Source organism: Wolbachia endosymbiont (group A) of Crataerina pallida (genome assembly GCF_964028475.1).
Taxonomy (GTDB): Bacteria; Pseudomonadota; Alphaproteobacteria; order Rickettsiales; family Anaplasmataceae; genus Wolbachia; species Wolbachia pipientis.
Genome location: NZ_OZ034785.1, coordinates 964,280 through 986,620 on the forward strand (window position 1 = coordinate 964,280; position 22,341 = coordinate 986,620).

Consider the following 22,341-nt stretch of genomic DNA (forward strand, 5'->3'; position numbering starts at 1 on the left):
TTGGCTGTTCAATTACGCTAGTTGATTCTTTAGGTATACTATTTCCTTCAAAATTTCCATCTTTTTATTATGTTCTCTTTAGCATTTTGAGAGTGAATTATTCTAGTTTTGATATTTAAACGTTTTGTATCTGCTGTAATGATTTCACTTCCAGTTTGCTATTCTTTACATATTGAATTGCAAGCACTAACGCTTTACTTCCGGAAGCTGTGGTGCTGTAAGCTATATTTTGCAAAATAGCAGTTCTCCTGATATCTTTGCTGTCTGAGACTGACTTTACACCTTTTGAAGTATTAATCACTAGATTTATTTTTCCATCTTTGAGCATATCAACTATGTGGGGTCTGCCTTCTCTTACTTTATTTACAGCTTGTGCAGCAATGCCGTTATTGTTCAGATACGAAGCTGTGCCTTTGGTGGCATATATTTCAAAACTCAGTTCTTTCAACATTCGTGCAACTGGCAATATATACTTTTTATCATCATCTTTTACTGAAACCAGAGCTGTTCCTTCTGTTGGTAACTTGTATCCTGCAGCCATGTGCGTTTTTGCAAGTGCAGCTTCAAATGATGAGTCAATTCCCATCACTTCTCCTGTTGATTTCATTTCAGGACCAAGTAAAGTATCAACTCCTGCAAAGCGGGTAAATGGAAAAACAGCAGCTTTAACTGCAAAATGATTGAAAGGCTTGTTTTCCTGATTCAATTTTTTACCCAAAATAACCTGAGTGGCAAGCTTTGCAATAGGAATATTGATTACCTTGGAAATAAAAGGAACGGTTCGACTAGCCCTTAAATTCACTTCAAGTATGTATACATCACTAGACCTCTTGCATAACTCGATTTCTGAAGGCAATTTTGTCGTCAAAGCTTGTCTGCGCTCCTCAAATACATTCGAGTATTCTGTGGTGCTCATCTGCACTTTTCCTAAAGATTTCTCATCACAAACAGGTTCTGCAAGAGGTCTATTCTCTTGAACAGCAAACTGAATGTTTATCAGACCTTTCACTTTTAATGTTAATGCTATTCTCTCAGTTTGGAGCTCGATCTCTTTTATTACTTCGTCACTCAATGTATTTGTCGGTATTGAGCATGTTGAATCACCAGAGTGGATACCAGCTTCTTCAATATGCTCCATGACCGCTGCAATGAAAACTTTTTCCCCATCACATACAGCATCAACGTCAACCTCAACTGCATTGACTAAAAATTTATCAAGAAGCAGCGAACCATGCTCAAAGATTTTAGTTTGATCTAAGACGTACTCTTTAAAGCTCTGAGTATCGTGTCTAATCGACATAGACTGACCGCCGAGGACATATGATGGCCTGACTACTAGTGGAAACCCCACCTTTTCTGCGTTGGTTAACGCTTCTTCTACTGAATGGCAGATAGAATTTTCAGGTTGTTTTAAATTAAGTTGCAAAGCAAGGTTTTTAAACCTCATGCGATCTTCTGCAAGGTCAATAGAATCAAACGAAGTTCCCAGAATTTTGAAACCTCTCTCGTTAAGCACTTTGGCTAACTTTAAAGGTGTTTGACCGCCTATTTGAACTATTACACCAACCAGTGTGCCATTTTCTTGCTCTTTACTTAGTATTTCAAGCACATCCTCTGCAATGAGTGGTGCAAAATATAAACGATCAGCGGTATCGTAGTCAGTTGAGACAGTTTCGGGATTACAGTTGATCATTATTGTTTCATACCCCATTTCTTTGGCGGCAGAAGCTGCATGTACGCATGCATAATCAAACTCAATACCTTGACCAATGCGATTTGGACCACTTCCTAAAATAACAACCTTTTCTCGGTCAGAAATATTCGCCTCACATTCCGTTTTATTTTCAACATCACCCTCATAGCAGCCATACATATAAGCAGTGCTCGATTCAAATTCAGCTGCACAGGTGTCTACGCGTTTATAAACTTGTTTAATGCCAAATTTTTTTCTTATTTCTTCGATTTGTTTTACTCGATCTCCAGCGTGTAACGCTGGCTGGATCCCAGTGTCACGCACTGGGATGACATTAGAGGGTACTGGAATGACAGAGGTAGGTCTATTACTTAACTTTGCTAATCTTGCATCTGAAAATCCCATTTTTTTCAGCTCTAACATTTCGTACGCAGTTCCAGGAAATCCATTTTCCTTGATTTTTTGTTCAGTTAATATAATTTGCTGTATATTTTGCAGAAACCATAAGTCATATCCTGTAATCGAATTTATTTCTTCTATGCTAATTCCGTGGCGCATTGCGTCAGCAGCAATCAGTAATCTGTTTGGTAGCAATTTTGCTAATTGAGATTTTACGTGATCAATATCAATGTTCTCAGGAAATACTTCATCAAGTCCTGTAAGATCAGTTTCAAGTGAACGAAAAGCTTTCTGCAGTGACTCATTAAAAGTGCGGCCTATAGACATTACTTCTCCCACTGATTTCATGGAGGTTGATAGTTCACAATTCGTTCCTTTAAATTTCTCAAACTCAAATCGAGGAATTTTAGTGACGATATAATCAATCACTGGTTCGAATGCTGCTGGTATTATTGGAGCACAGTCATTACGTATTTCGTCGAGCGAATAGCCAATAGCAAGTTTAGTTACAACTTTTGCAATAGGATAGCCTGTTGCTTTCGAAGCAAGTGCAGAAGAGCGAGAAACCCTTGGATTCATCTCAATCACAACGAGGCTTCCATCTTCTTTAGGATTCACTGCAAATTGAACATTTGCACCACCGGCACTAACATCAATTTCTCTCAGCACTGCTATAGATGCATTTCTCATCTGTTGGTATTCTACGTCACGCAGAGTCAAAGCAGGAGCAACAGTTATGCTATCCCCAGTGTGCACTCCCATCGGATCAACATTTTCTATCGAACAGACTATTATGCAGTTATCTTTACAATCGCGGATAACTTCCATTTCATATTCTTTCCAGCCGATAATTGATTCATCTATCTGAACTTCATTTATTGGCGAAATTTTGAGAGCACTTTCTGCGATATTGAAAAACTCCTCTTTATTATATGCTATGCCGCTACCTGCACCACCAAGGGTGAATGACGAGCGGATGATTGCTGGTAATCCAATGTAATCCAAAGCCTTTCTTATTTGTTCTTGATTTTTTATAATGATACTTTTGGGGTATTTTAGCCCTATTTTATCCATGGACTGACGGAATAACTCTCTATCCTCTGCTTTTTTTATTGCTTCTCTATTTACCCCTATTAATTCTACGTTGTATTTGTCTAACACTCCATCATCTGCAAGTTTTATTGCACAATTGAGCGCTGTTTGCCCGCCCATTGTTGGCAATATTGCGTCTGGCCTCTCCTTAATTATAATTTTCTCTATGATTTCAGGCAGCACCGGCTCAATATAAGTTGCATCAGAAAACTCAGGATCTGTCATTATAGTTGCGGGGTTGGAGTTAACTAAAATGACTTTATAACCTTCACTTTTTAATACTTTACAGCTTTGCGTTCCGGAATAATCAAACTCGCATGCCTGACCTATAACTATTGGGCCTGCTCCTATTACTAATATAGATTCTATATCTGTACGTTTTGGCATAATTACAATAACGGTCTTTATTCAAGTAATGTTACCAATCTTTCCTATAAATGTGAATTTTTATTGGACTTATATAGCAACTACTTTTAGGCTTGACGCATAACTGTACGAACATTGCAATTTGCGTGGCAGATTCCAGTGCTTGACACACAGCTGTACAAACATTCATTCTTGAAGGTAAATTGCACAGCAAATGATGTCATTCAAGTAGCTGACACTGGTTCCTTTATGACGGCAGTGCCCAGAGGTGTCATCCCAGTCTGGGATGGCTTTGTTGCATCGCTACTTATGAAAGGCTAACTATAGTTAGGATTATAAGCAACCTATTGAAAATCTTGTTTTTTTGCAATCAATCTGATCAAATTTAAGAATAGTAATTTGTTATTTATATTAATAAATTTAATTCTATTGAAAATAGCTAAAGCATTGAAATTCTTGAATTTTAGCCGGATTGGTAAATGGTAGTGAAATTTCTTTTACTCAAATTTAGGTATTCATTGACCGTTCTTGTTATAAATACCAGAATAATAAGCTACTGATATTCCCTATCTTTTTTATCTTTAATCCATCATAGCTAGCGATGCAACAAAGCCGTCTGGGATCCAGAAAACTTAACTTTAAATAAGTGGCTGCATAATAAAGACTAGATTCCAGACTGGAATGACACCATAGAGGCACTGGGATGACATCCTTCCTAGTGGAGATTACTCTCAAATCACAATGTTCATACAGTTGTGGGCTTAACGGTATCTTTGCAGATACTATGGTAATTTATTCGGGAGATTTGCTGAGCGGTAAGATTTTTCCTGATATGCTGCAGTCTTCAGAAGCTAATTCCACAAATTTATCTGTTAGTTTATCAGGTGACACCAATTCAGATCCAGGAAATGCCTGCTCACTACCCACAGGTCCTTCCGTGTATACAGCATTTACACATAATTTTGTATGTTTTGTCTCAGATGCATATATCTGCACCATTATTTCTAGTGCAACTTTACTTGCAGCATACGGCATCCAATATGGATAAGAGGAAGGAGAAAGTGTCACTTCTGAGGTCATGAATATCGCTCTTCCAGCATTAGACTTTTTTAGCATTGGATCTAAGTTTTTTAGTAAGTACCAATTGGCAGTAAAATTTGTATTCATTACGTTCTGTAGCTCTTCAATCTCACAGTCATGAATGGGGTTCAGTTTGCCTAAAATTCCAGCACACGCAACTAATATATCAAGTGCTCCAGATTCTGATAATTTCAGGCTTTCTATCATGTTTGTCAGTATCTTTACATTCTCAAAGTCTAAAAGATCAAGCTGAATTAGTTTCACAGAGCCTTCTTTAAATTCTTCAAGCTCTTCAATTTCATTATATAGTGGCTTGAGATTATCAAGAGATCTTGAAATCAGAATCACACATGCACCTTCTCTTATAAACCTTTTTGCAACAGCAGAGCCTACTCCACCTGAAGCTCCGGTGATTAAAGCTACTTTACCTTCTAACTTACCCATTTCTTTCTCCTTAGCGAGATCCATTGAAATATTTTAGCTGAAAATTGAATTTTGCTCCATATATAAAAATCAAACTTAGCATATAAAAAAATAGTAATGACACTACCACACCACCTAAACTTCCATATATCAAATCCAGTTGGTCAAAGGAAGCTTTTAAGTATTGCTTAAAAGCTGAAGCAGAAATCGTCCAAAGAATAACAGCTACACAAGATCCAGGAAATACGTCTGATAAATTTTGTTTTATGTTTGGTAACATAAAATATAGCCAAGAGACTACTGTGAAAAGTACAAATTCAATAAGTAAATACCTAGTATAACTTAGTCCCTGATAGGAAAAATCAATTAGCATTGGTACTAGTGTAGAAAACACTATAGTTAGAGTTATAATAAGCGTGATTACTAAAAATTGTAATATACTTAGTACTCTTCTTAATATATAAGGCGGCGAAACCGGAACTTTATAGGCCTTATTGAGTATTGTTCTAAGCCCTTCAATTGTCGATGAAGCGGTCCAAACAGCACCTACAATTGCTAAAGTTAGTAAGCTTTGCGGCGGGCCTGATATTATCTCTCTGATACGCGGCATCAAAGATGCCAAAATATCCTGTGGCATGTTATCAATGATAAATACCCAGCCAATGTTATACTGGTCTAAGAAATTTGCGAATGTTGATGCCACAGCCATTAAAACGATGAGAAAAGGAAATATTGATAACAGAATTAAAAATGATAAATACCCTGCATGCTCCACTCCATCATTATAAATTGTGTCAATCAAAGCACGATAAAGACAATAAACAATACCGTAAAATTTCTGTAGCATGTAATATAAACGAACCAAGAAAAGTATTCTAAATGAAATAAAGGATACTTTTAAGCAAAAAATCCTCACCATTTACTTAAATTTAATCAAAGGGATAGATAATTTAACATAGAACAGGAATTATAGGAGGCGTAATGAAAAAATTTCTTCTACTTGTGGCTTTAATTCTCTCCTTTGCGTTTGATGCAAATGCAAATACTAATGAGCTAGATGCAACGTCAGCAGTGATATGCAAAATAATGAGCTATACTCACGGCATAGGTGGACCGATGATTACGATAGTGATAATAGGTGCAGCTTTGCTTGCGATATTCGGTAGAATGCCGTGGCCAGCACTTTTTGCACTCGGTGCATTTACTGCTGTGTTTTTTGGTGCTCCTGCCGTTGTTTCAAAAATAGCACCAACTACAGCAAGTAAGTGCGAGACGTGTGATGCTGGGAAAACATTGAAACCTGATGCAGATGGAAAATATACTTGTCAGTAAAAAGCATTGAGTAAATGGTACTTACTGCATCATTTACTCAAATTTAATCAAAATGATAGATAATCCAGCGTTAAATAGAAATTATCGGAGGCATAATGAAAAAATTTCTTCTACTTGTGGCTATAATTCTCTCCTTCGCATTTGATGCGCGTGCTGATGAAACGTCAACAGTGATATGCAAAATAGTACAATATACCCAAGGTATAGGCGGGCCGATGATCACGATAGTGATAATAGGTGCAGCATTGCTTGCGATATTTGGGAGAATGCCGTGGCCAGCGCTTTTTGCACTCGGTGCATTTACTGCCGTGTTCTTTGGTGCTCCTGCAGTTGTTTCAAAAATAACACCAGATGGTACGTTTTGTCAGAATGGTGCGATTGCTTGCCCTACTGGTAAAACGTTGACTAATGGTAAATGTACATAATAGGTATCACAGCCTCAAAGAAATTTTAAGTAAATGATACTTCTTGTATCATTTACTTAAATTTAATCAATGCGATAGACAATACAGCGTTAAATAGAAATTATCGGAGGCGTAATGAAAAATTTTCTTCTACTTGTAGCTTTAATTCTCTCCTTTGCGTTTGATGCGCGTGCTGATCTAGATGCAACATCAGCAGTGATATGCAAAATAATGGGTTATACTCACGGTATAGGTGGGCCGATGATCACAATAGTGATAATAGGTGCAGCTTTACTTGCAATATTTGGCAGAATGCCGTGGCCAGCACTTTTTGCACTCGGTGCATTTACTGCTGTGTTTTTTGGTGCTCCTGCCGTCGTTTCAAAAATAGCACCAGGCACAGCAAGTAGGTGCGAGACATGTACTGGTAATCAAACATTAAAAGAGGATCCTGCGGGATCAGGAATTTATAAGTGTGGTTAAAAAGTATTAGGTAAATGATGCTTCTTGTATCATTTACTTAAATTTAATCAAAGTGAAGTAGCATAAAGTAAAAATTATAGGAGGCGTAATGAAAAATTTTCTTCTACTTGTGACGTTAATTCTCTCCTTTGCGTTTGATGCGCGTGCTGATCTAGATGCAACATCAGCAGTGATATGCAAAATAATGGGTTATACTCACGGTATAGGTGGGCCGATGATCACAATAGTGATAATAGGTGCAGCTTTACTTGCAATATTTGGCAGAATGCCGTGGCCAGCACTTTTTGCACTCGGTGCATTTACTGCTGTGTTTTTTGGTGCTCCTGCCGTCGTTTCAAAAATAGCACCAGGCACAGCAAGTAGGTGCGAGACATGTACTGGTAATCAAACATTAAAAGAGGATCCTGCGGGATCAGGAATTTATAAGTGTGGTTAAAAAGTATTAGGTAAATGATGCTTCTTGTATCATTTACTTAAATTTAACTAAAGTGAAGTAGTGTAAAGTAAAAATTATCGGAGGCGTAATGAAAAATTTTCTTCTACTTGTAGCTTTAATTCTCTCCTTCGCATTTGATGCACATGCTGATGCAACATCAGGAGTAATATGCAAAATAGTAAGCTATACTCATGGTCTAGGCGGACCGATGATCACAATAGTAATAATAGGTGCAGCTTTGCTTGCAATATTTGGCAGGATGCCATGGCCAGCGCTTTTTGCACTCGGTGCATTTACTGCTGTATTTTTTGGCGCTCCTGCAGTTGTAAAGGCAATAACAGGAAAAGAGACGACTTGCACCCAAGCAGGATGTACCTCTGCCGCTAATGGAGGAACTTGGGATCCAACTAAGAAAGAATGTACCCTTCCATAAACCTGTACTGAAGTTCTCTTTATGTTTTCACTTGAAAGTGGTCAAGCTGACCACTTTCAGTGTCTATGATTACCTAATAAATTCTTTTTCTGTAATCATATCAGTTAAAGTCTGGATTCCAGCGCCACGCGCTAGAATGACAAGGCTTATCGTCATGTCACCGCGAACCGTCATACCGCGATTCATTCGCGGTATCTCAGCCGCTAACAAGTAGCGGGATGACGGTTGTCGTTTAGCCATAAATATTTAAGAAATTTACCAAACGAAAAAAAAGGCACACAAAACCCTAGTCATTGTCTATTTTCAGTATTGGCGTTTTTTAAGTCTTAAACACTGCAATTTAGCTGCTTTTGAATGCAACTCACCTTAGTTTGAATGTTTAAGAAATTTACTAAGCAGAAAAAAAGGCAAAAGAAACCCCGTGTTAGCTAGTTGTCACTCTCTAATCCTGCAAAATCGGCGTACTATACTGTCTTAAACGACTTATAAGCGCGTTTCAGCTTATATAGGTAAAAACCCAGAAATGTTGTGAAGACATAAGGTGCACATAGTGCAAAAAATTAAAAATAAGACGCCAACTACGTTGTTTTCTTGCTGTTTAATCTGCACAGATGAAGATATAGCATTTCTCATAATAGTCCGAATAGGTCATAGGAAGGCAGAATCAACAGCACGACGAAAGGATTCGAATAGAGGAATGTTTTTCCTGGCTCTGTTTTTTATAGCAAACCAATGATGCTCAATTTTGTTAAAATCTGGAGAATAAGGCGGCAGATACAAAATTTCTGCACCGACTCCTTTAGCGAGCTTGATAAGCTTATCAGACTTATGAAAAGTAGCATTATCAAGAATGACAGTTTGTCCAGGTTCTAAGATCGGTGCCAAAAATTGCTCAAACCATCCATTAAAAATATCCATATTACAGTGGCCTTCAAATGTTAATGGAGCAACTATCTTTCTTCTACTTAAGGCTGCAACCATGCTGATTCGTTGAGTTTTTTTTCCAGATTTTAGGGCATAAAATCGCTGTCCTTTCTGGCAATACCCATATGGATAGTCCTCCGTGTTATCAATCCCAGACTCATCTATATACACTAAGTTTTCTGGTTCTTTTGTTGCTATAATTTTTAAGAATTCAGCACGTTTTTCTTCGTTCCTTTCCTTGTATCCATATGTCTTTTTTTGCGCGTAAATCCAATTTTTCTGAGAGCTCGGTGGATCGTTTGGATACTAACGTTGCCCCAAAGTTTAGCCATTTCCGACAGAGTTTTTCTACCGTGTTTTTTAGCAAATTCGATAAACTTATTCCAGTCGATAATTTTCTGATTGTAACCTCCATTACCGAGTTTTTTTGACTGAAAGTCGCCTGTTTCTTTTTTTCTTTGCTGCCACTCCCACAAAGTAGTTCGTCCAATTTTAAATCTTGCTGCCACTGCTTCTCTGCTTTCCCCTTCGTCTAGTGCTTCCATTGCTTTTTTTCTTAAATCATAACTATATGCTGCCGGCATCCAACCTCCTTATCGCCATCTATCCTTAATCTTATCATATCCGGACTTCTGTGGAAAGAGCTATAACTGAATACCTTCAGTATCATGATAAGGGGGCTGGCGAGGTTTGTCAAGGAAGTTTTGCATTTAATTCATTTGATAATTCAAAAAACTTGAAAGAATAAAGATAGCTATTGAAATTATCTTGATTTACATCAGTTATCCAAGTTTGACATTGAATACTTAACACTTCCTCCATTAACGCCTTTCTGTAATGTTTATCCAGATGAGACATTATATCATCAAGTAGAAGAAGTGGTGCCTTATTGTAATGAATACACCTTGCTTTTACACTGGATAAAATAATAGAAAGCAGTAATAACTTTTGTTCTCCAGTGGAGCACAGATTTATTGGTACGTTTCTTTTTTGACAAAAAACCCGAAAATTATCGTTATGCACACCAAAGGTTACTCTACCAGTCAATGAATCTTTTTCTCTGTTTTCCTTTAGACGATTCTGAAAATATTCTGCAGTATCGTCCAAAGTTAGCTGGCTGCTGAATTTCAAACTTGCCTTCGGAAAAAACTCACTGGAATGGTTATCAATTGTGTCTTGTAGTGTCTTTAAAACAGACGATCGCATACGTAAAATACTAACTGCATTAACGGCCATTATGTTTTCAAGACTAGAGAGCCAATTTTCGTCCAAGGTGTTCTCTCTCAACAGTTTACTTCGCTCACGTTTAGCTTTTCTGTGTTTCATGTAGCAGCAAGTGTAATTTTCCTCAAACAGTGAGACTATACGGTCTAAAAATTTTAATCTGTCACTTGGAGAATTAAGAAGAACATAGTCCATTTGTGGAATCAGCCATATTACATTGGATATCTTATACAAAGATGAATAACTCGATTGCGTTTTTCCATCAATTTGTATTAGTTTCTTATCAAAACTCTTTGCGATACCAATTGAATTAAAATCCATTCCATTAAAAAAATCATAGTGCACTACCCAATCTTCATTACTGAATCTATTTTGTATCTCACTGGCTTTTGCTTTTTTCATTCCATTGCTTTTAGCAAGCAACGAGATTGCTTCAAGTATATTAGTTTTACCAATACCGTTTTTGCCAGTTATTACAACTGAGCTATCATCTGAATCCAGTTCAAAGTTTGAGTGGCTACGAAAATTATGTAATTTCAGCTTTTTTATGTAGCAATGGGTAGCCATTAACCTATTCTTTAGTTTATATTCTCTTTACTTCTTCCAGAACCTCATCAACATGTCCACTAACTTTTACATTTTTCCAGATCTTCACTATTTTACCTTTTTTATCTATTAAAAAAGTAGTGCGTTCTATTCCCATATACTTTTTGCCAAACATACTTTTCTCTACCCAAACACCATATTTTCCCAACATTTCAGCATTCTCATCAGAAACTAAAGAAAACGGCAGAGAATATTTTGCTTTGAAGTTAGTGTGACATCTAACACTATCTTTTGATATACCAATTATCACTGTGTCAAGGAAAGAAAAATCATCTATTTTATCTCTAAAGCCTTTTGCCTCCATTGTACAACCCGGAGTATCGTCTTTAGGATAAAAATAAAGAACTACATTTTTTTTATCAAAAAATTCACTCAGTGATAAATTTTCACCAGAATCTGCTGGCAAGCTAAAATCGGGTGCATTATTTCCTACTGCTAATTCCATACCTTGCTCCATTAATAACACTTCCATCTATAGTAGTATATTGTAGTCAGAGTATCAAATTTTATATATAGCTAACAGATAAGATTCTTGATGGGGGCTTATTGATGAATTCCTGCCTACCTTCTCGGCTTGCCGCTTTTGATAAAGTGTGGTTTTCGTCTGATGTAAGGCCATATCAAATAGATCCTATTAAAAATCAATCGAATCTTCACATGTTTGTTCTTCATAAAAGAAGTTCAATGTTATCGTAGTACCAAGTTTCGCTTCACTTTTAATGTCAAAAGTTCCACCCATTAACTCTACTAATTTCTTGCTTAGCGGTAATCCGATGCCCGTACCTTCGTTTCTATACCCCGAATCTGCTTGGCCAAAAACAGACATAACTTTATATATGTCCTGCTGCATTATTCCTATTCCATTGTCATGAAACTCAATAGTTAATAAGTTTTTTTCTATATTTTCTTTTATCACCATTCTTATTAAACCATCTTTGGGAGTAAACTTGATTGAGTTTGATAATAAATTTATTATAACTTGTTTCATTCTCTTGGGATCTGCAATGACTAATAATTGTTTATTAGTCATCTCTTTTTTTAAATTAATCCCTGCTTCTTTTAATTTAGGTAATAGCATATTTACGCATGAATCTATTATTTTGTTCAGGTTAAACTTCACTTTTTCTACTGTTAAACTACTTGATTCAGCTTTAGAAAAATCGAGCACATCATTAATTAAGGCAAGTAAGTGTGTCCCTGCATTATATATATCGTCTGCATACTCCTTGTATTGAGAGTTATCCATTGAACCTAAAGTTTCATTTTTGATCAACTCTGCAAATCCAATAATAGCATTAAGAGGTGTGCGTAATTCATGTGTAACGCTTGCAAAAAACTTTAGCTTGTTTGCATTTTCTTGCTCTAATGCCTCTTTTATCTGCTGTAATTCAATGTTAGTTTTATGTTGCTTGGCCAGCATTTTGGTATTAGAAAAGTGCAAATAGAACATTATTAATATTAAAATTATTAATAATAAGCCTAAAAATATTAAAAATAGGCCATATGCTATAACATAAGAATTATTGTAGCTTCGAAGAATCTTCAAAAAAAACGACGGCTTAGCGCTATTTTCATGGAATATAGGGAAAATAGAAGTTAATGTATTTCCTGTAGTATAAAGTATTTCTTGGTTACTTAATAATTTATCAATTTCATCGTTTGTAAGTAACTGTTCATAATCATAATCTTGAGTGTTAAAATTACTGAATATTATTCTGCCGTTTTGATCATACAGTATTAAGCTGAAATCCTTTACTTTGCTCACTGGTTGTAATAATTCAGCACGCAGTTTTACTAGTTGGTTTATGTAGTCAAAATTTTTGTATTTAATGTGATGCTTTTCTATTAGTAAATAATGGTATTTTTTTATTATACCATTTTCTAATACACTTTTTAAGTTTACACTTGAATCACGGTAAGAAGAAAGGAAATTACTCCTTAGTAAATAATTACAATATATCACACTGAATAAAATCATAAAAATTGATGAGAATAATGCGATAACTTTTGTGTATTTGTTTTTTCCCAGTGCAGAAAACATTAATTTACCTATCTTATACATATCCTTACTCATTGCGAAACAACGGCTTTTATGTTATTAATAATAAAATTTAGCATATAATATTTTATGACAATTTCTCCTATTTTGCCAGTTTATTCTCCTGTTAATATAAATTTTTCTCATGGCAAAGGTATCTACCTATATGATGTTGATGGTGAGCGCTACGTAGATTTTCACTCCGGAATAGCCGTTAGTAGCTTAGGTCACACTAATTCGCGATTAATTAGTGCTCTTAAATTGCAAGGAGAAAAATTATGGCATATATCAAATACCTATAATATACCTGCTGCCAATAATTTTGCAGAAAAATTAATAAACAACAGTTTCGCTGACACTGTATTTTTCTCAAATTCTGGATCAGAGGCAGTAGAATGTGGGCTTAAGATTGCTAGGATCTATCAAAATGGAAAAGGCAATAAAAATCGTCACAGAATTTTAACATTTCATGGTGCATTTCATGGAAGAACCTTTTTAACTTGTGCTACAAACGATAAACAGAAATTTTCTGAATTACTGAGTCCCTGTATTGATTGGTGTGATAATATCGAGCCCAATATTGAGAGTGTAAAGAAAGCAATTTCAAGTGATATAGGCGTTATATTAATAGAACCAATACAAGGGCAAGGTGGTATCAAAGTAATGAATGAAGTCTTTATGAAAGAACTAAGAAAGCTGTGTGATGAAAATGACATATTGTTATTTTTTGATTGCGTGCAATGCGGTGCTGGTAGGACAGGAAAATTATTTGCATACGAACATATAGGAGTGGAACCTGATATATGTGCTCTTGCAAAGGGAATAGGCGGCGGGTTTCCGCTAGGGGCTTGTCTTGCGACTGAAAATGCTGCTAAATACATGGCAGTTGGTATGCACGGTTCCACTTTTGGTGGCAATCCGCTTGCAACCTCAGTAGGTAATGCTGTACTCGAAGAATTGCTCAGCCCCGGCTTTTTGAAAAATGTTGAAATTAGAGGTAAATACTTAAAAAATAAACTAGAAAACTTAGCAAGTAAATTTTCAATAATAGAAGAAGTGAGAGGGAAAGGGTTAATGCTTGGAATAAAAGTGAAAGCAGACAATCAAAAGTTTGCAGAAGAGTTAAGTCATCGTGGTTTACTCACTGTTGGAGTAACATCAGATAACGTTGTGAGAATTTTACCTCCACTAATTATCACTGAAAAAGAGATTGATGAAGGTATTGAAATTCTGACTCAATATTTATCTGAGAAATCTTCTGGTTAGATAATCCATATTAATATGAACGACAATCTGGTATGCCTCGGAATTATTACCTCTCCTCACGGAATTAAAGGAGCTGTTAAAGTAAAAACCTTTACTGAAAAGCCTGAAAATATCTCCTTATATGGTGAGCTAATCAGTGGTGATGAGAATTATAAAATAGACTCAGTATCCGTCATAGGTGATAATTTAGTAATAGCTACAATAAGCGGAGTAAATTCCCGTAATGAAGCAGAGCTTTTAAGGAATAAGAAGCTATATATAGAAAGAAGCAAGTTACCAGAGCTAGATGATGAGGATGAATTTTACCAAAGTGACCTTGTAGATATGGAAGTAAGGCTGAAAAGTAATGAATTATATGGCTATGTAAAATCTGTGTATAATTTCGGCTCAGGGGATATATTAGAAATTTTAGTTATCAGCACAAAAAAACGTATTATGCTATCTTTCACTAAAGAGATATTTCCACATATAAATATAAAGGGGAAGTATATAGTATTAAATATACCAGAATTTATTGACTAATAAAGACTTTGATATTTATATAAAGCTACTTATAATTGTAAGATCAAACTGAAAATGTAATTATGGCAGAAAGAGCTAACGATATCAGACCAGGTCAGGTGTTGGAACATAACGGCGGATTATTTTTGGTTGTAGGCATTATGCATACTCAACCTGGTAAAGGTGGTGCATACATACAAGCCGAAATGAAAAACATCAAAACCGGAGCAAAACACTATGAAAGATTTCGTTCTGATGCAACAATCAGAAGGGCAATTTTAGATGAAGAGGAGTATGTTTACCTTTTCACTGAAGGAAACATTGTAAATCTTATGCATCCAAGTAATTACGAGCAAATCACTATAAATTTGGACTTATTGGGAGAAAAAAAGATTTATCTACAGGATAACATGAAAATTAAAGTTGTAGCTTATCAAGACAAAATAATTTCTGCGCATGTGCCTGATTATGTTACACTTGCTGTGAAAGAAACAGAGTCTGTTATTAAAGGACAAACTGCTACTGCTTCTTATAAGCCTGCAATTTTGGAAAACGGAATGCGCGTTAACGTGCCTCAGTTTATAAAAGAAGAGGATAAAATTGTAGTATATACTCCAGATGACAGCTATTATGAAAGAGTGAAAGAGTAAAAAGAAGAATGTCCATCTCATCACCACGAATTAATGTGATGCTTGATTCTGTGCGTAGTGCTTCCAGGCAGCTTATGCGCGATTTTAATGAATTGCAAATTTCTAATGTTAAATCAGCAGACTTTATCAATAAAACTTATTCAAAATCCAAGCAAACCATATACGATTGCTTGCACGACTACAAACGAGACTATGGGTTTATTTCCGAAGATGATACTGATCAAGAAGTAAAAGATGACACTTATACCTGGTTTATTATGCCTATAGAGGGCAGGGAGAACTTTTCCAGTTGTATGGTTTATTTTGCAGTATCAGTCTGTCTCATTCATAAAAATAAAGTTGTGGCGGCTGTAATTGATGCTCCGGCTCTTAGAGAAACTTTTTGGGCAGAAGAAAAAAAAGGAGCTTTTCTCGAAGATTTTAGATCTCGTCATATAAAAATGCGGGTGAAAAGCCGTGAAGGGGGTCTAATAGATGTAAGTGGTAATTTGTTAAATAAATTGCTGCCTGGCAGTAGTAATGTACGCTCCATCGGTTCAACAATTTTAGGCTTTGCATACCTTGCAGCAGGAAGGCACAGAGGAACAGTTTACTCTGGAGTTAACAAATATAAAGCCTTGCTCGGTAGACTTTTTCTGCAAGAAAGCGGTGGAAGGCTAACGGAAGACAACGGGCTAATCATTGCTGGAGATATAAAACTATAGCTAAAGTAATTTATGTTTACCTACAATTTGATAAGCGTAAAACTCGTCATTCCGCTACTTGTTAGCGGAATCCATGCTGAGATACCGCGAATAAATCGCGGTATGACGTAGGGCTGTACTAGCTATAGCATAAACAGGCCAAAGAGATAGACAACTTCTCAAAAACTTTTACAAGAGATTCTGTTAAATGCTCTATCATTTCATCTGTATGATAAGGTGTAGGGGTAATACGGAAACGCTCAGTTCCTCTTGGAACTGTCGGGTAATTTATATGTTGAACGTATATTCCATACTCATCAAATAATAATTTTGATGCTTTTTTGGATAACTCTGGGTCGCCAATTATTATTGGAATTATATGAGTTTCTGTTAAAATGAAGTTAATTCCTGCATTTCTCAGTGAGTTTTTTACTTTTTCAACGACTTGCTTTTGCTTTTCCCTTTCAATGTTGCTTGATTTTAGGTGTTCAACGCTTGCCTTTGCTGCCGCTGCTAAAACAGGCGACATAGCAGTGGTAAAAATAAATCCTGGAGCGGAACTTCTTATTACATCTACCAAGCTCTTTGAAGACGCTATATACCCACCCATCACTCCAAAAGCCTTTGATAGTGTACCTTGAATAACGGTTATTCTATCCATCAGGCCTTCTCTTTCTGCAATTCCACCACCATGTGAACCATACATACCAACTGCGTGCACCTCGTCCAAATAGGTGATTGCATTATGTTGATCTGCAAGATCGCATATCGCTTCAAGCGGCGCTATGTCACCGTCCATTGAATATACGGATTCAAGTGCTATTATCTTTGGTGTCTTTTTGTCTATAGACTTAAGTAGCTGCTCTAGATGATCAACATCATTGTGTTTAAATATATGTTTTGGCCTTTTTCCTGATTTTATGCCTTCTATCATCGAAGAATGGTTTTTCTCATCTGAAAAAATTACTACGCCCGGAATAACAGACGATAAAGTGCTAAGTGTTGTCTGGTTAGCGAGGTAGCCACAAGCAAAAGTTAAAGCAGCCTCTTTTTTATGCAAACAAGCTAAGGATTTTTCAAGTTCGACAACCTCTTTTGTTGTACCAGATATATTTCTTGTTCCCCCCGCACCAATTGATGAATTTTGAATAGCAGCAATAACTTTCTCGTTCTGCGACATTCCCAGATAATTATTACTGCACCAGACGATTACTTCCCTATTTCTTTCATAGTCCATAATGTGGGGGAGCCTACCTGGCAATGACGCAAAGTGCGTAAATTGACGGTAGCGCCCTTCATCTTTTATATCTTTGATTTTGTTTAAGAATATTTCTTCGTAGTTTACCAAGTTTTTATTCACTAATAATTAATACAATTATAACAAATTATTAAATGGTAAACTACAATATTTATTATACAGATACGGTAGTAGATGCTTCCTTCGTGTTGAAAGGTTTGTCAACCTTGTTGTTTTCAACTTGGCTTTTAGGTGTACAGCAGTATATAACTGCAGCAGCAACCAGACAACAAGCTCCAACTGCTATTCCTGCAGCTAGCATTTCCAAATAAACTGCAATAGCTACTCCTGAAACAACTCCAGCTACTGCTAACGTCCATGTAGCTATGGTAGGCCACTTACTCTTTTGCGTATTTTGTGTTGCAGTAATAGAGGTTGATTGATTGTTTATAGCACTAGTTTTTTCTACTGCTGCAGGCTTTTCCTTACTGTTAATAACACCTCCAATTGTAGACACATTGTCAGCATTCGAAGAAACTTCACTTACCCCCAACTTCTTTTCACAACCCGTAATTTCTGGAGTTGTGGTAAGTGTACTATTGCTTCCGGTATTATTAGAACTTGTAGATTGGTCTCCTGAATTTGGCAAATCGTTGTTCAGTGAAATATTAACATTACCTTGTTTTGTATTATGGTTTTTAATTTCTTTTTTAATTTCTTCTACTTTACCCTTAAAGGGACCTTCTTTATTTTTTACATATTGTAGTACAAGAGTAGGAGAGTTACTTTTTAGAATATTTTCGAGTTCTTCTCTTGAGTTAGTACTGGTTTTGCTTATAAGTCCATCAATCTTTTTCTTAACAGGACTGGCAAGTTGCTTAACACCTTTTTTTCCGCTGCCTTTTTTGATTTCACCCTCCTCAAAATTATTAATTAAAGGCTCCTGCGTTGAAACCCCTGTGTTATTTAAGATAGCATTTTCTTCCTCCCCTGCAAGAACATTTTTTTCTGTCTGTTGACTGCCAGCACTTTTGGATTTTGGGTTTCTTTGACTGCTTGGTTGATTGTTATTCTCTTCATTTACTACAGCCGTATCGCCTTTTATAACAGGTGATACTGCATTATCACTGCTGCTTCTTTTATTAACTTGTGTATTCGCTTGTGTCTGTATATTTGCTTTACTGGAAGTATTGATTAATTTACTACTTTCTAACAAATTTCTAATTAGATATAGATGACTCAAAGTATCTCTATTTTTTTGATACTCATTACGAGTCATACTTGGAGAAAGTTCCATACTTATTTTTTCAAGCTGTTCTGCAATTACTGGTAAAGCTTTCTCAAATTCTTCCTTGCATATTGCCTGAAGAGCTGCGAATTTTAGGTCAACATGCTGACATAAGGGTACAACAACTCCATAACTAGCTTCTTTTATTGCATTTCTCAGTATATTTTGTATGGTTTGCCTGACTACTTGCTGTTTATTATTGAGTATGCTTTGATAAATTTGAACATGAGCTAGAACACTGACTATAATGTCTTGACTTTCAGTATTAGACAATGCAATCAGAATTGATTCATATATTTCATCAAACTCGTTGTTTTTAGATTTATGATCAAGATAATTAATAACATCATTGCTGCATTTAGCACATTTTTCACACAAGTGCTCGATAAATGCAATATTACCAGCATCCAATGCAGTTTTCAGAATTAAATCATAAATTTCTTTTCTGCCACGAGCTCCTATGTTTTTCAGGATTTGTTGCCCTAGTATTGTAATAACTTTATCATCCGCAAATGCTTGTTCATATACATCGTAAATGGCATGATCTGCAATATTAGTGTATCGTTTGCACAGGTATTCAATGACAGATGTGTGTTCCTGGCTTATCGCAGTTTCTAATAAAGTAACAAAACTCTTTTTTAATAACTCTTCTGTTGAGGCTTTTTTAGTTAGCTTATTAATATATCTTTCAAATGCACCCAGCACTATCGTGATGAATTCTTCATTTTTGATCAGAGACGCTGTTTCAAGCACACCATACAAAGAATCAGGATTACTTGTTTTTAACACCTGTCCAAAATCTCTTAAAACGTATTCGACAAAAACTGCATTTAATAATTCTTGCTCTTTTCTTAATGCTATAACTGAGAAAAAACCAATCTTATTAGGTTCGACAAGTTGTATAGTTTGATCTTTTAATCTTCCATAAACTCCATCGGTACCATGGAATTTTTCTATAAAAGCTTCAATATATTTTTGACCACCAACAAGGAGAGGTAAAAGACTTAAATTTCCTTCAGCAAAAAGAAAATCCTGATATTGCTCTACTAGCTTGTCATTAGCTGCAATTGCCAATAGTACCAATTCTTTTACTGAATAATCATACTTGAAACCCTCTTGATCAAATTTATATTGTGATAGTACATTTGAATATATATGTTGATGGTTGCTTCCGTTTTGTAACTCCAAATTAAGTTGATTTGAACAGAAATCTTTGAGATTTTCATTATCCAGCGTAATAGACCTGCCTTCATAATCTTCAATATTTTGTACAACCTTGTCTAATTCTTCACAATTATCTTCTTGTATAGCTTGATTTAAGATATTTATAATCTCAGCAAAAGTTAAGTTTTTAGGAATGATACCATATGAATCTTCATCTTTTAACTCTACAGTAAACGACCTATCACAACCATCAGGAAAGTTTGCAAGTATTGCATTCTCTAAACTTAGATCTTCAGGGGGTGTGCTACATGGAGTAGCTGGTATCTCTTGACTTTCGCTATCTAAAACTTCAAACTCTTCTTCAATACCTGAATCTTCAGAATCTGGTTTTTCAAAACCATGCCAACTTTTGATTAATCTTTCAGAATTTGATTGGCCCTGTGAAGTTGTATCTTGTGATACAAAGTCTCTAAAATTGGAACCAAACATGTTTTACCTCCTAACTAGCAGCTAAGCTAAGTATAGCATTAAACAGAAATCTTGCCAAGCAAATTATTCAGTCTCTTAGCAAAGCTGCTCGCGTCATCCATCTCTTCGCCTTCCACGATGCAAGCTTGGTAAAACAATAAGTGAACCATGTCCTCCAATGTTGGGTTTTCACCACTTTCAGCATAAGATTTCATTATACTCTTTATTACAGGATGCTTAGTGTTAATTTCAAGCACCTTTGGCGTGCGGTAATTTAGCTGCTTTTGTTCACGCAAAAAACGCTCCATGCGAAGATCCATAGCACCTTCAGCAACCGCTAGGCATACGGGACTATCAGTCAATTTTTTGGAAATTTTTACGCTTTTTACTGAATCTCCAAGCACTGTGGTAAAATATTGCAATATAGTTTCCTCAGTTTTTTCTTCATTCGATTTGTTTTCTTCATTTTTCTTATCTTCTTCTGAAGAGAATTTTTCCAAATCAACATCAGCGCGAGTCACAGACTTAAACTTTTGATCTTTATATTCATGAATTACACTAGTCCAGAAATCATCCACTGGATCAACGAACAGAAGAACCTCCAGCCCTTTACTGACGAACCCCTCAAGTTGCGGACTGTTTTTCACTGAATCGAGGCTATTTCCGGTGAGATAATAGATATGTTCCTGCTCAGGCTTCATTCTGCTTATGTAGCCATCAATGCTGACTAATTTCTCATCACCAGTACTATGAAATCTGCAAATCGAGAGCAGCGCTTCCCTCTCATCAGTTGGCATAGCTTCACAAAGACCCTCTTTTAATACTGCACCAAAATTGGTCCAGAATTTTGTATATTCCTCTAAATTCTCTTTTGCTTTTTTACCGAGCTCTGATATCACACGCTTAGTGAGAGATTTTCTGATCTGCTCAACAACACGATTATTCTGCAGCGTTTCTCTGCTGATATTAAGAGGCAAGTCCGGTGAATCAACCACGCCTTTCAGAAAACGCAAGTATTGTGGTATAATCTGTACGTTATCTTCAGTGATAAATACTTTATTTACATATAACTTCACAGAGCAACGTCTATCTGGATGGAATAAATCAAAAGGTTTTATAGAAGGAACATAAAGCAAATTTGTATATTCTATTGCACCTTCATTTTTATTATGCAATATCATCCAGGGCTCCCCGCCAACGTGAGCAACACTGCGGAAAAAATCGTTGTGCTCCTCTTGAGTAACGTCATTTTTTGGCTTAGTCCAAATTGCAGCCTTACTGTTTAACTTTTCACTTTTTCCTTCTTCGTCTATAAATTCAACAGGAAAATTTATGTGATCAGAGTAAGTAGTGACAATATTTTCAACACGAAATTTATCTAAAAACTCGTTTTCTTCAGGATGCATAATGAGCGTAATTTTGGTTCCGCGAGGGACTTGATTATCTGACTTGCTGATTGAATATTCCCCATCTCCTTTGGATTGCCAGATCCAAGACTCCTCTTCTCCAGCTTTTCTCGATTCTACTATTACTTCTGATGCAACCATAAAGCTTGAGTAAAAACCAACACCAAACTTCCCAATCAGCTCCACAGTTTGGCTTGAATCCTTGCTATTCTTAATCGCATCCAAGAACTTTTGCGTACCAGAGCTTGCAATTGTACCAAGATTGTCTATTAAATCCTGTCTATTCATTCCAATGCCATTATCAGTGATATATAGCTCGTTCTTATCTTTATTGGAGCTGATAGTGATTTTTAATTCGTCACTCAAATCTAGCAAATTAGGGTTTAGTTGAGATTCATAGCGCAACTTATCACATGCATCTGATGCATTTGATATTAATTCACGCAGAAAAATGTCTTTATTGGTGTAAAGTGAATGAATCACTATATTCAGTACTTTCCCTACCTCAGCGTCAAATTTTAAATTTTCAGTTTCTTGTACATTATGCATTTTGAGCTCCATTATTTGCCTACTACCCTAATAATTTAAGTATTGAATCACGATCTTTCAAGGTCACGTACACCAAAATTAATGTGGGTGTAGTTATTATGACACCCAATTTATGGGATCTCTTGCATAACAAACTTTTGGCAGCGCATTGGATGAAACGAAAAACTTCCTTGACACCCTTCGCCAGCCCCCTTAT

At 36.0% G+C, this 22,341-nt stretch carries 20 protein-coding genes; 10 read left to right on the forward strand and 10 right to left on the reverse strand.

What is annotated here, in order from left to right; all coding sequences use genetic code 11:
• Positions 1 to 115: 115 nt before the first annotated feature.
• The gene (gene carB / locus ABWU55_RS04670) at positions 116 to 3,571 is read right to left on the reverse strand and encodes a carbamoyl-phosphate synthase large subunit (protein ID WP_353286182.1); all 3,456 of its coding nucleotides are present in this window, start codon (positions 3,569 to 3,571) and stop codon (positions 116 to 118) included.
• A gap of 138 nt (positions 3,572 to 3,709) precedes the next feature.
• Between carB and ABWU55_RS04675 the strand changes: the two genes are divergently transcribed.
• A complete protein-coding gene (locus ABWU55_RS04675) occupies positions 3,710 to 3,871 on the forward strand; it encodes a hypothetical protein (protein ID WP_238514577.1) in 162 nt (53 codons plus the stop codon).
• Positions 3,872 to 4,342: 471 nt separating this feature from the next.
• Here the strand turns inward: ABWU55_RS04675 and ABWU55_RS04680 are convergent, their stop codons facing one another.
• A complete protein-coding gene (locus ABWU55_RS04680; protein WP_012673418.1) occupies positions 4,343 to 5,098 on the reverse strand; it encodes an SDR family oxidoreductase in 756 nt (251 codons plus the stop codon).
• Positions 5,085 to 5,900, reverse strand: coding sequence for a YihY/virulence factor BrkB family protein (locus tag ABWU55_RS04685; protein WP_209473266.1), 816 nt, complete (start codon positions 5,898 to 5,900; stop codon positions 5,085 to 5,087). Before ABWU55_RS04685 ends, ABWU55_RS04680 begins: the two co-directional genes overlap by 14 nt.
• Before the next feature lie 134 nt (positions 5,901 to 6,034).
• On the opposite strand from ABWU55_RS04685, the gene ABWU55_RS04690 reads away from it, so the two are divergent.
• From ABWU55_RS04690 to ABWU55_RS04710, 5 genes are all read left to right on the forward strand, one after another.
• Positions 6,035 to 6,385, forward strand: a complete 351-nt coding sequence (locus ABWU55_RS04690; RefSeq protein ID WP_353286183.1) for a TrbC/VirB2 family protein — start codon at positions 6,035 to 6,037, stop codon at positions 6,383 to 6,385.
• A gap of 95 nt (positions 6,386 to 6,480) precedes the next feature.
• The gene (locus ABWU55_RS04695; protein ID WP_209473270.1) at positions 6,481 to 6,810 is read left to right on the forward strand and encodes a TrbC/VirB2 family protein; all 330 of its coding nucleotides are present in this window, start codon (positions 6,481 to 6,483) and stop codon (positions 6,808 to 6,810) included.
• A gap of 114 nt (positions 6,811 to 6,924) precedes the next feature.
• Positions 6,925 to 7,272 carry a TrbC/VirB2 family protein gene (locus ABWU55_RS04700; protein ID WP_209473274.1) on the forward strand — a complete coding sequence of 116 codons (348 nt, stop codon included), beginning with the start codon at positions 6,925 to 6,927 and terminating at the stop codon, positions 7,270 to 7,272.
• A gap of 88 nt (positions 7,273 to 7,360) precedes the next feature.
• A complete protein-coding gene (locus ABWU55_RS04705) occupies positions 7,361 to 7,708 on the forward strand; it encodes a TrbC/VirB2 family protein (RefSeq protein ID WP_353286184.1) in 348 nt (115 codons plus the stop codon).
• A gap of 88 nt (positions 7,709 to 7,796) precedes the next feature.
• Complete coding sequence (locus ABWU55_RS04710; protein ID WP_264329606.1) at positions 7,797 to 8,141, forward strand: TrbC/VirB2 family protein; 345 nt, start codon at positions 7,797 to 7,799, stop codon at positions 8,139 to 8,141.
• Between the two features lie 648 nt (positions 8,142 to 8,789).
• Here ABWU55_RS04710 and ABWU55_RS04715 read toward each other — a convergent pair.
• The 4 genes from ABWU55_RS04715 to ABWU55_RS04730 form a co-directional block, all read right to left on the reverse strand.
• Positions 8,790 to 9,649 (reverse strand): IS630 family transposase gene (locus ABWU55_RS04715; protein WP_156518142.1). Its coding sequence is split into 2 segments (ribosomal slippage): positions 8,790 to 9,325 and positions 9,325 to 9,649, totalling 861 coding nucleotides; the frame shifts between segments, so codons are not numbered across the junction.
• A gap of 109 nt (positions 9,650 to 9,758) precedes the next feature.
• A complete protein-coding gene (recF, locus tag ABWU55_RS04720; protein WP_138264925.1) occupies positions 9,759 to 10,856 on the reverse strand; it encodes a DNA replication/repair protein RecF in 1,098 nt (365 codons plus the stop codon).
• A gap of 16 nt (positions 10,857 to 10,872) precedes the next feature.
• Positions 10,873 to 11,340: a thioredoxin-dependent thiol peroxidase gene (gene bcp / locus ABWU55_RS04725; protein WP_213863331.1), complete on the reverse strand. Its 468-nt coding sequence runs from the start codon at positions 11,338 to 11,340 to the stop codon at positions 10,873 to 10,875.
• A gap of 189 nt (positions 11,341 to 11,529) precedes the next feature.
• The gene (locus tag ABWU55_RS04730) at positions 11,530 to 12,957 is read right to left on the reverse strand and encodes a sensor histidine kinase (protein WP_353286566.1); all 1,428 of its coding nucleotides are present in this window, start codon (positions 12,955 to 12,957) and stop codon (positions 11,530 to 11,532) included.
• Between the two features lie 66 nt (positions 12,958 to 13,023).
• On the opposite strand from ABWU55_RS04730, the gene ABWU55_RS04735 reads away from it, so the two are divergent.
• The 4 genes from ABWU55_RS04735 to ABWU55_RS04750 all read left to right on the forward strand — a co-directional run bounded on the left by ABWU55_RS04735 (position 13,024) and on the right by ABWU55_RS04750 (position 16,054).
• Positions 13,024 to 14,199, forward strand: a complete 1,176-nt coding sequence (locus tag ABWU55_RS04735) for an aspartate aminotransferase family protein (RefSeq protein WP_353286185.1) — start codon at positions 13,024 to 13,026, stop codon at positions 14,197 to 14,199.
• Between the two features lie 15 nt (positions 14,200 to 14,214).
• Positions 14,215 to 14,721, forward strand: coding sequence for a ribosome maturation factor RimM (rimM, locus tag ABWU55_RS04740; protein WP_353286186.1), 507 nt, complete (start codon positions 14,215 to 14,217; stop codon positions 14,719 to 14,721).
• A 62-nt stretch (positions 14,722 to 14,783) separates the two neighbouring features.
• The gene (efp, locus tag ABWU55_RS04745; RefSeq protein WP_012673415.1) at positions 14,784 to 15,350 is read left to right on the forward strand and encodes an elongation factor P; all 567 of its coding nucleotides are present in this window, start codon (positions 14,784 to 14,786) and stop codon (positions 15,348 to 15,350) included.
• A gap of 8 nt (positions 15,351 to 15,358) precedes the next feature.
• Positions 15,359 to 16,054 (forward strand): inositol monophosphatase family protein, encoded by a 696-nt coding sequence (locus ABWU55_RS04750; protein WP_353286187.1) that lies wholly within the window; start codon positions 15,359 to 15,361, stop codon positions 16,052 to 16,054.
• Positions 16,055 to 16,172: 118 nt separating this feature from the next.
• Here the strand turns inward: ABWU55_RS04750 and hemA are convergent, their stop codons facing one another.
• The 3 genes from hemA to htpG form a co-directional block, all read right to left on the reverse strand.
• Positions 16,173 to 17,381: a 5-aminolevulinate synthase gene (hemA, locus tag ABWU55_RS04755; RefSeq protein ID WP_353286567.1), complete on the reverse strand. Its 1,209-nt coding sequence runs from the start codon at positions 17,379 to 17,381 to the stop codon at positions 16,173 to 16,175.
• 64 nt (positions 17,382 to 17,445) lie between these two features.
• Positions 17,446 to 20,211 (reverse strand): hypothetical protein, encoded by a 2,766-nt coding sequence (locus tag ABWU55_RS04760; RefSeq protein ID WP_353286188.1) that lies wholly within the window; start codon positions 20,209 to 20,211, stop codon positions 17,446 to 17,448.
• A 38-nt stretch (positions 20,212 to 20,249) separates the two neighbouring features.
• A complete protein-coding gene (htpG, locus tag ABWU55_RS04765) occupies positions 20,250 to 22,145 on the reverse strand; it encodes a molecular chaperone HtpG (RefSeq protein WP_353286568.1) in 1,896 nt (631 codons plus the stop codon).
• Positions 22,146 to 22,341 lie beyond the last annotated feature (196 nt).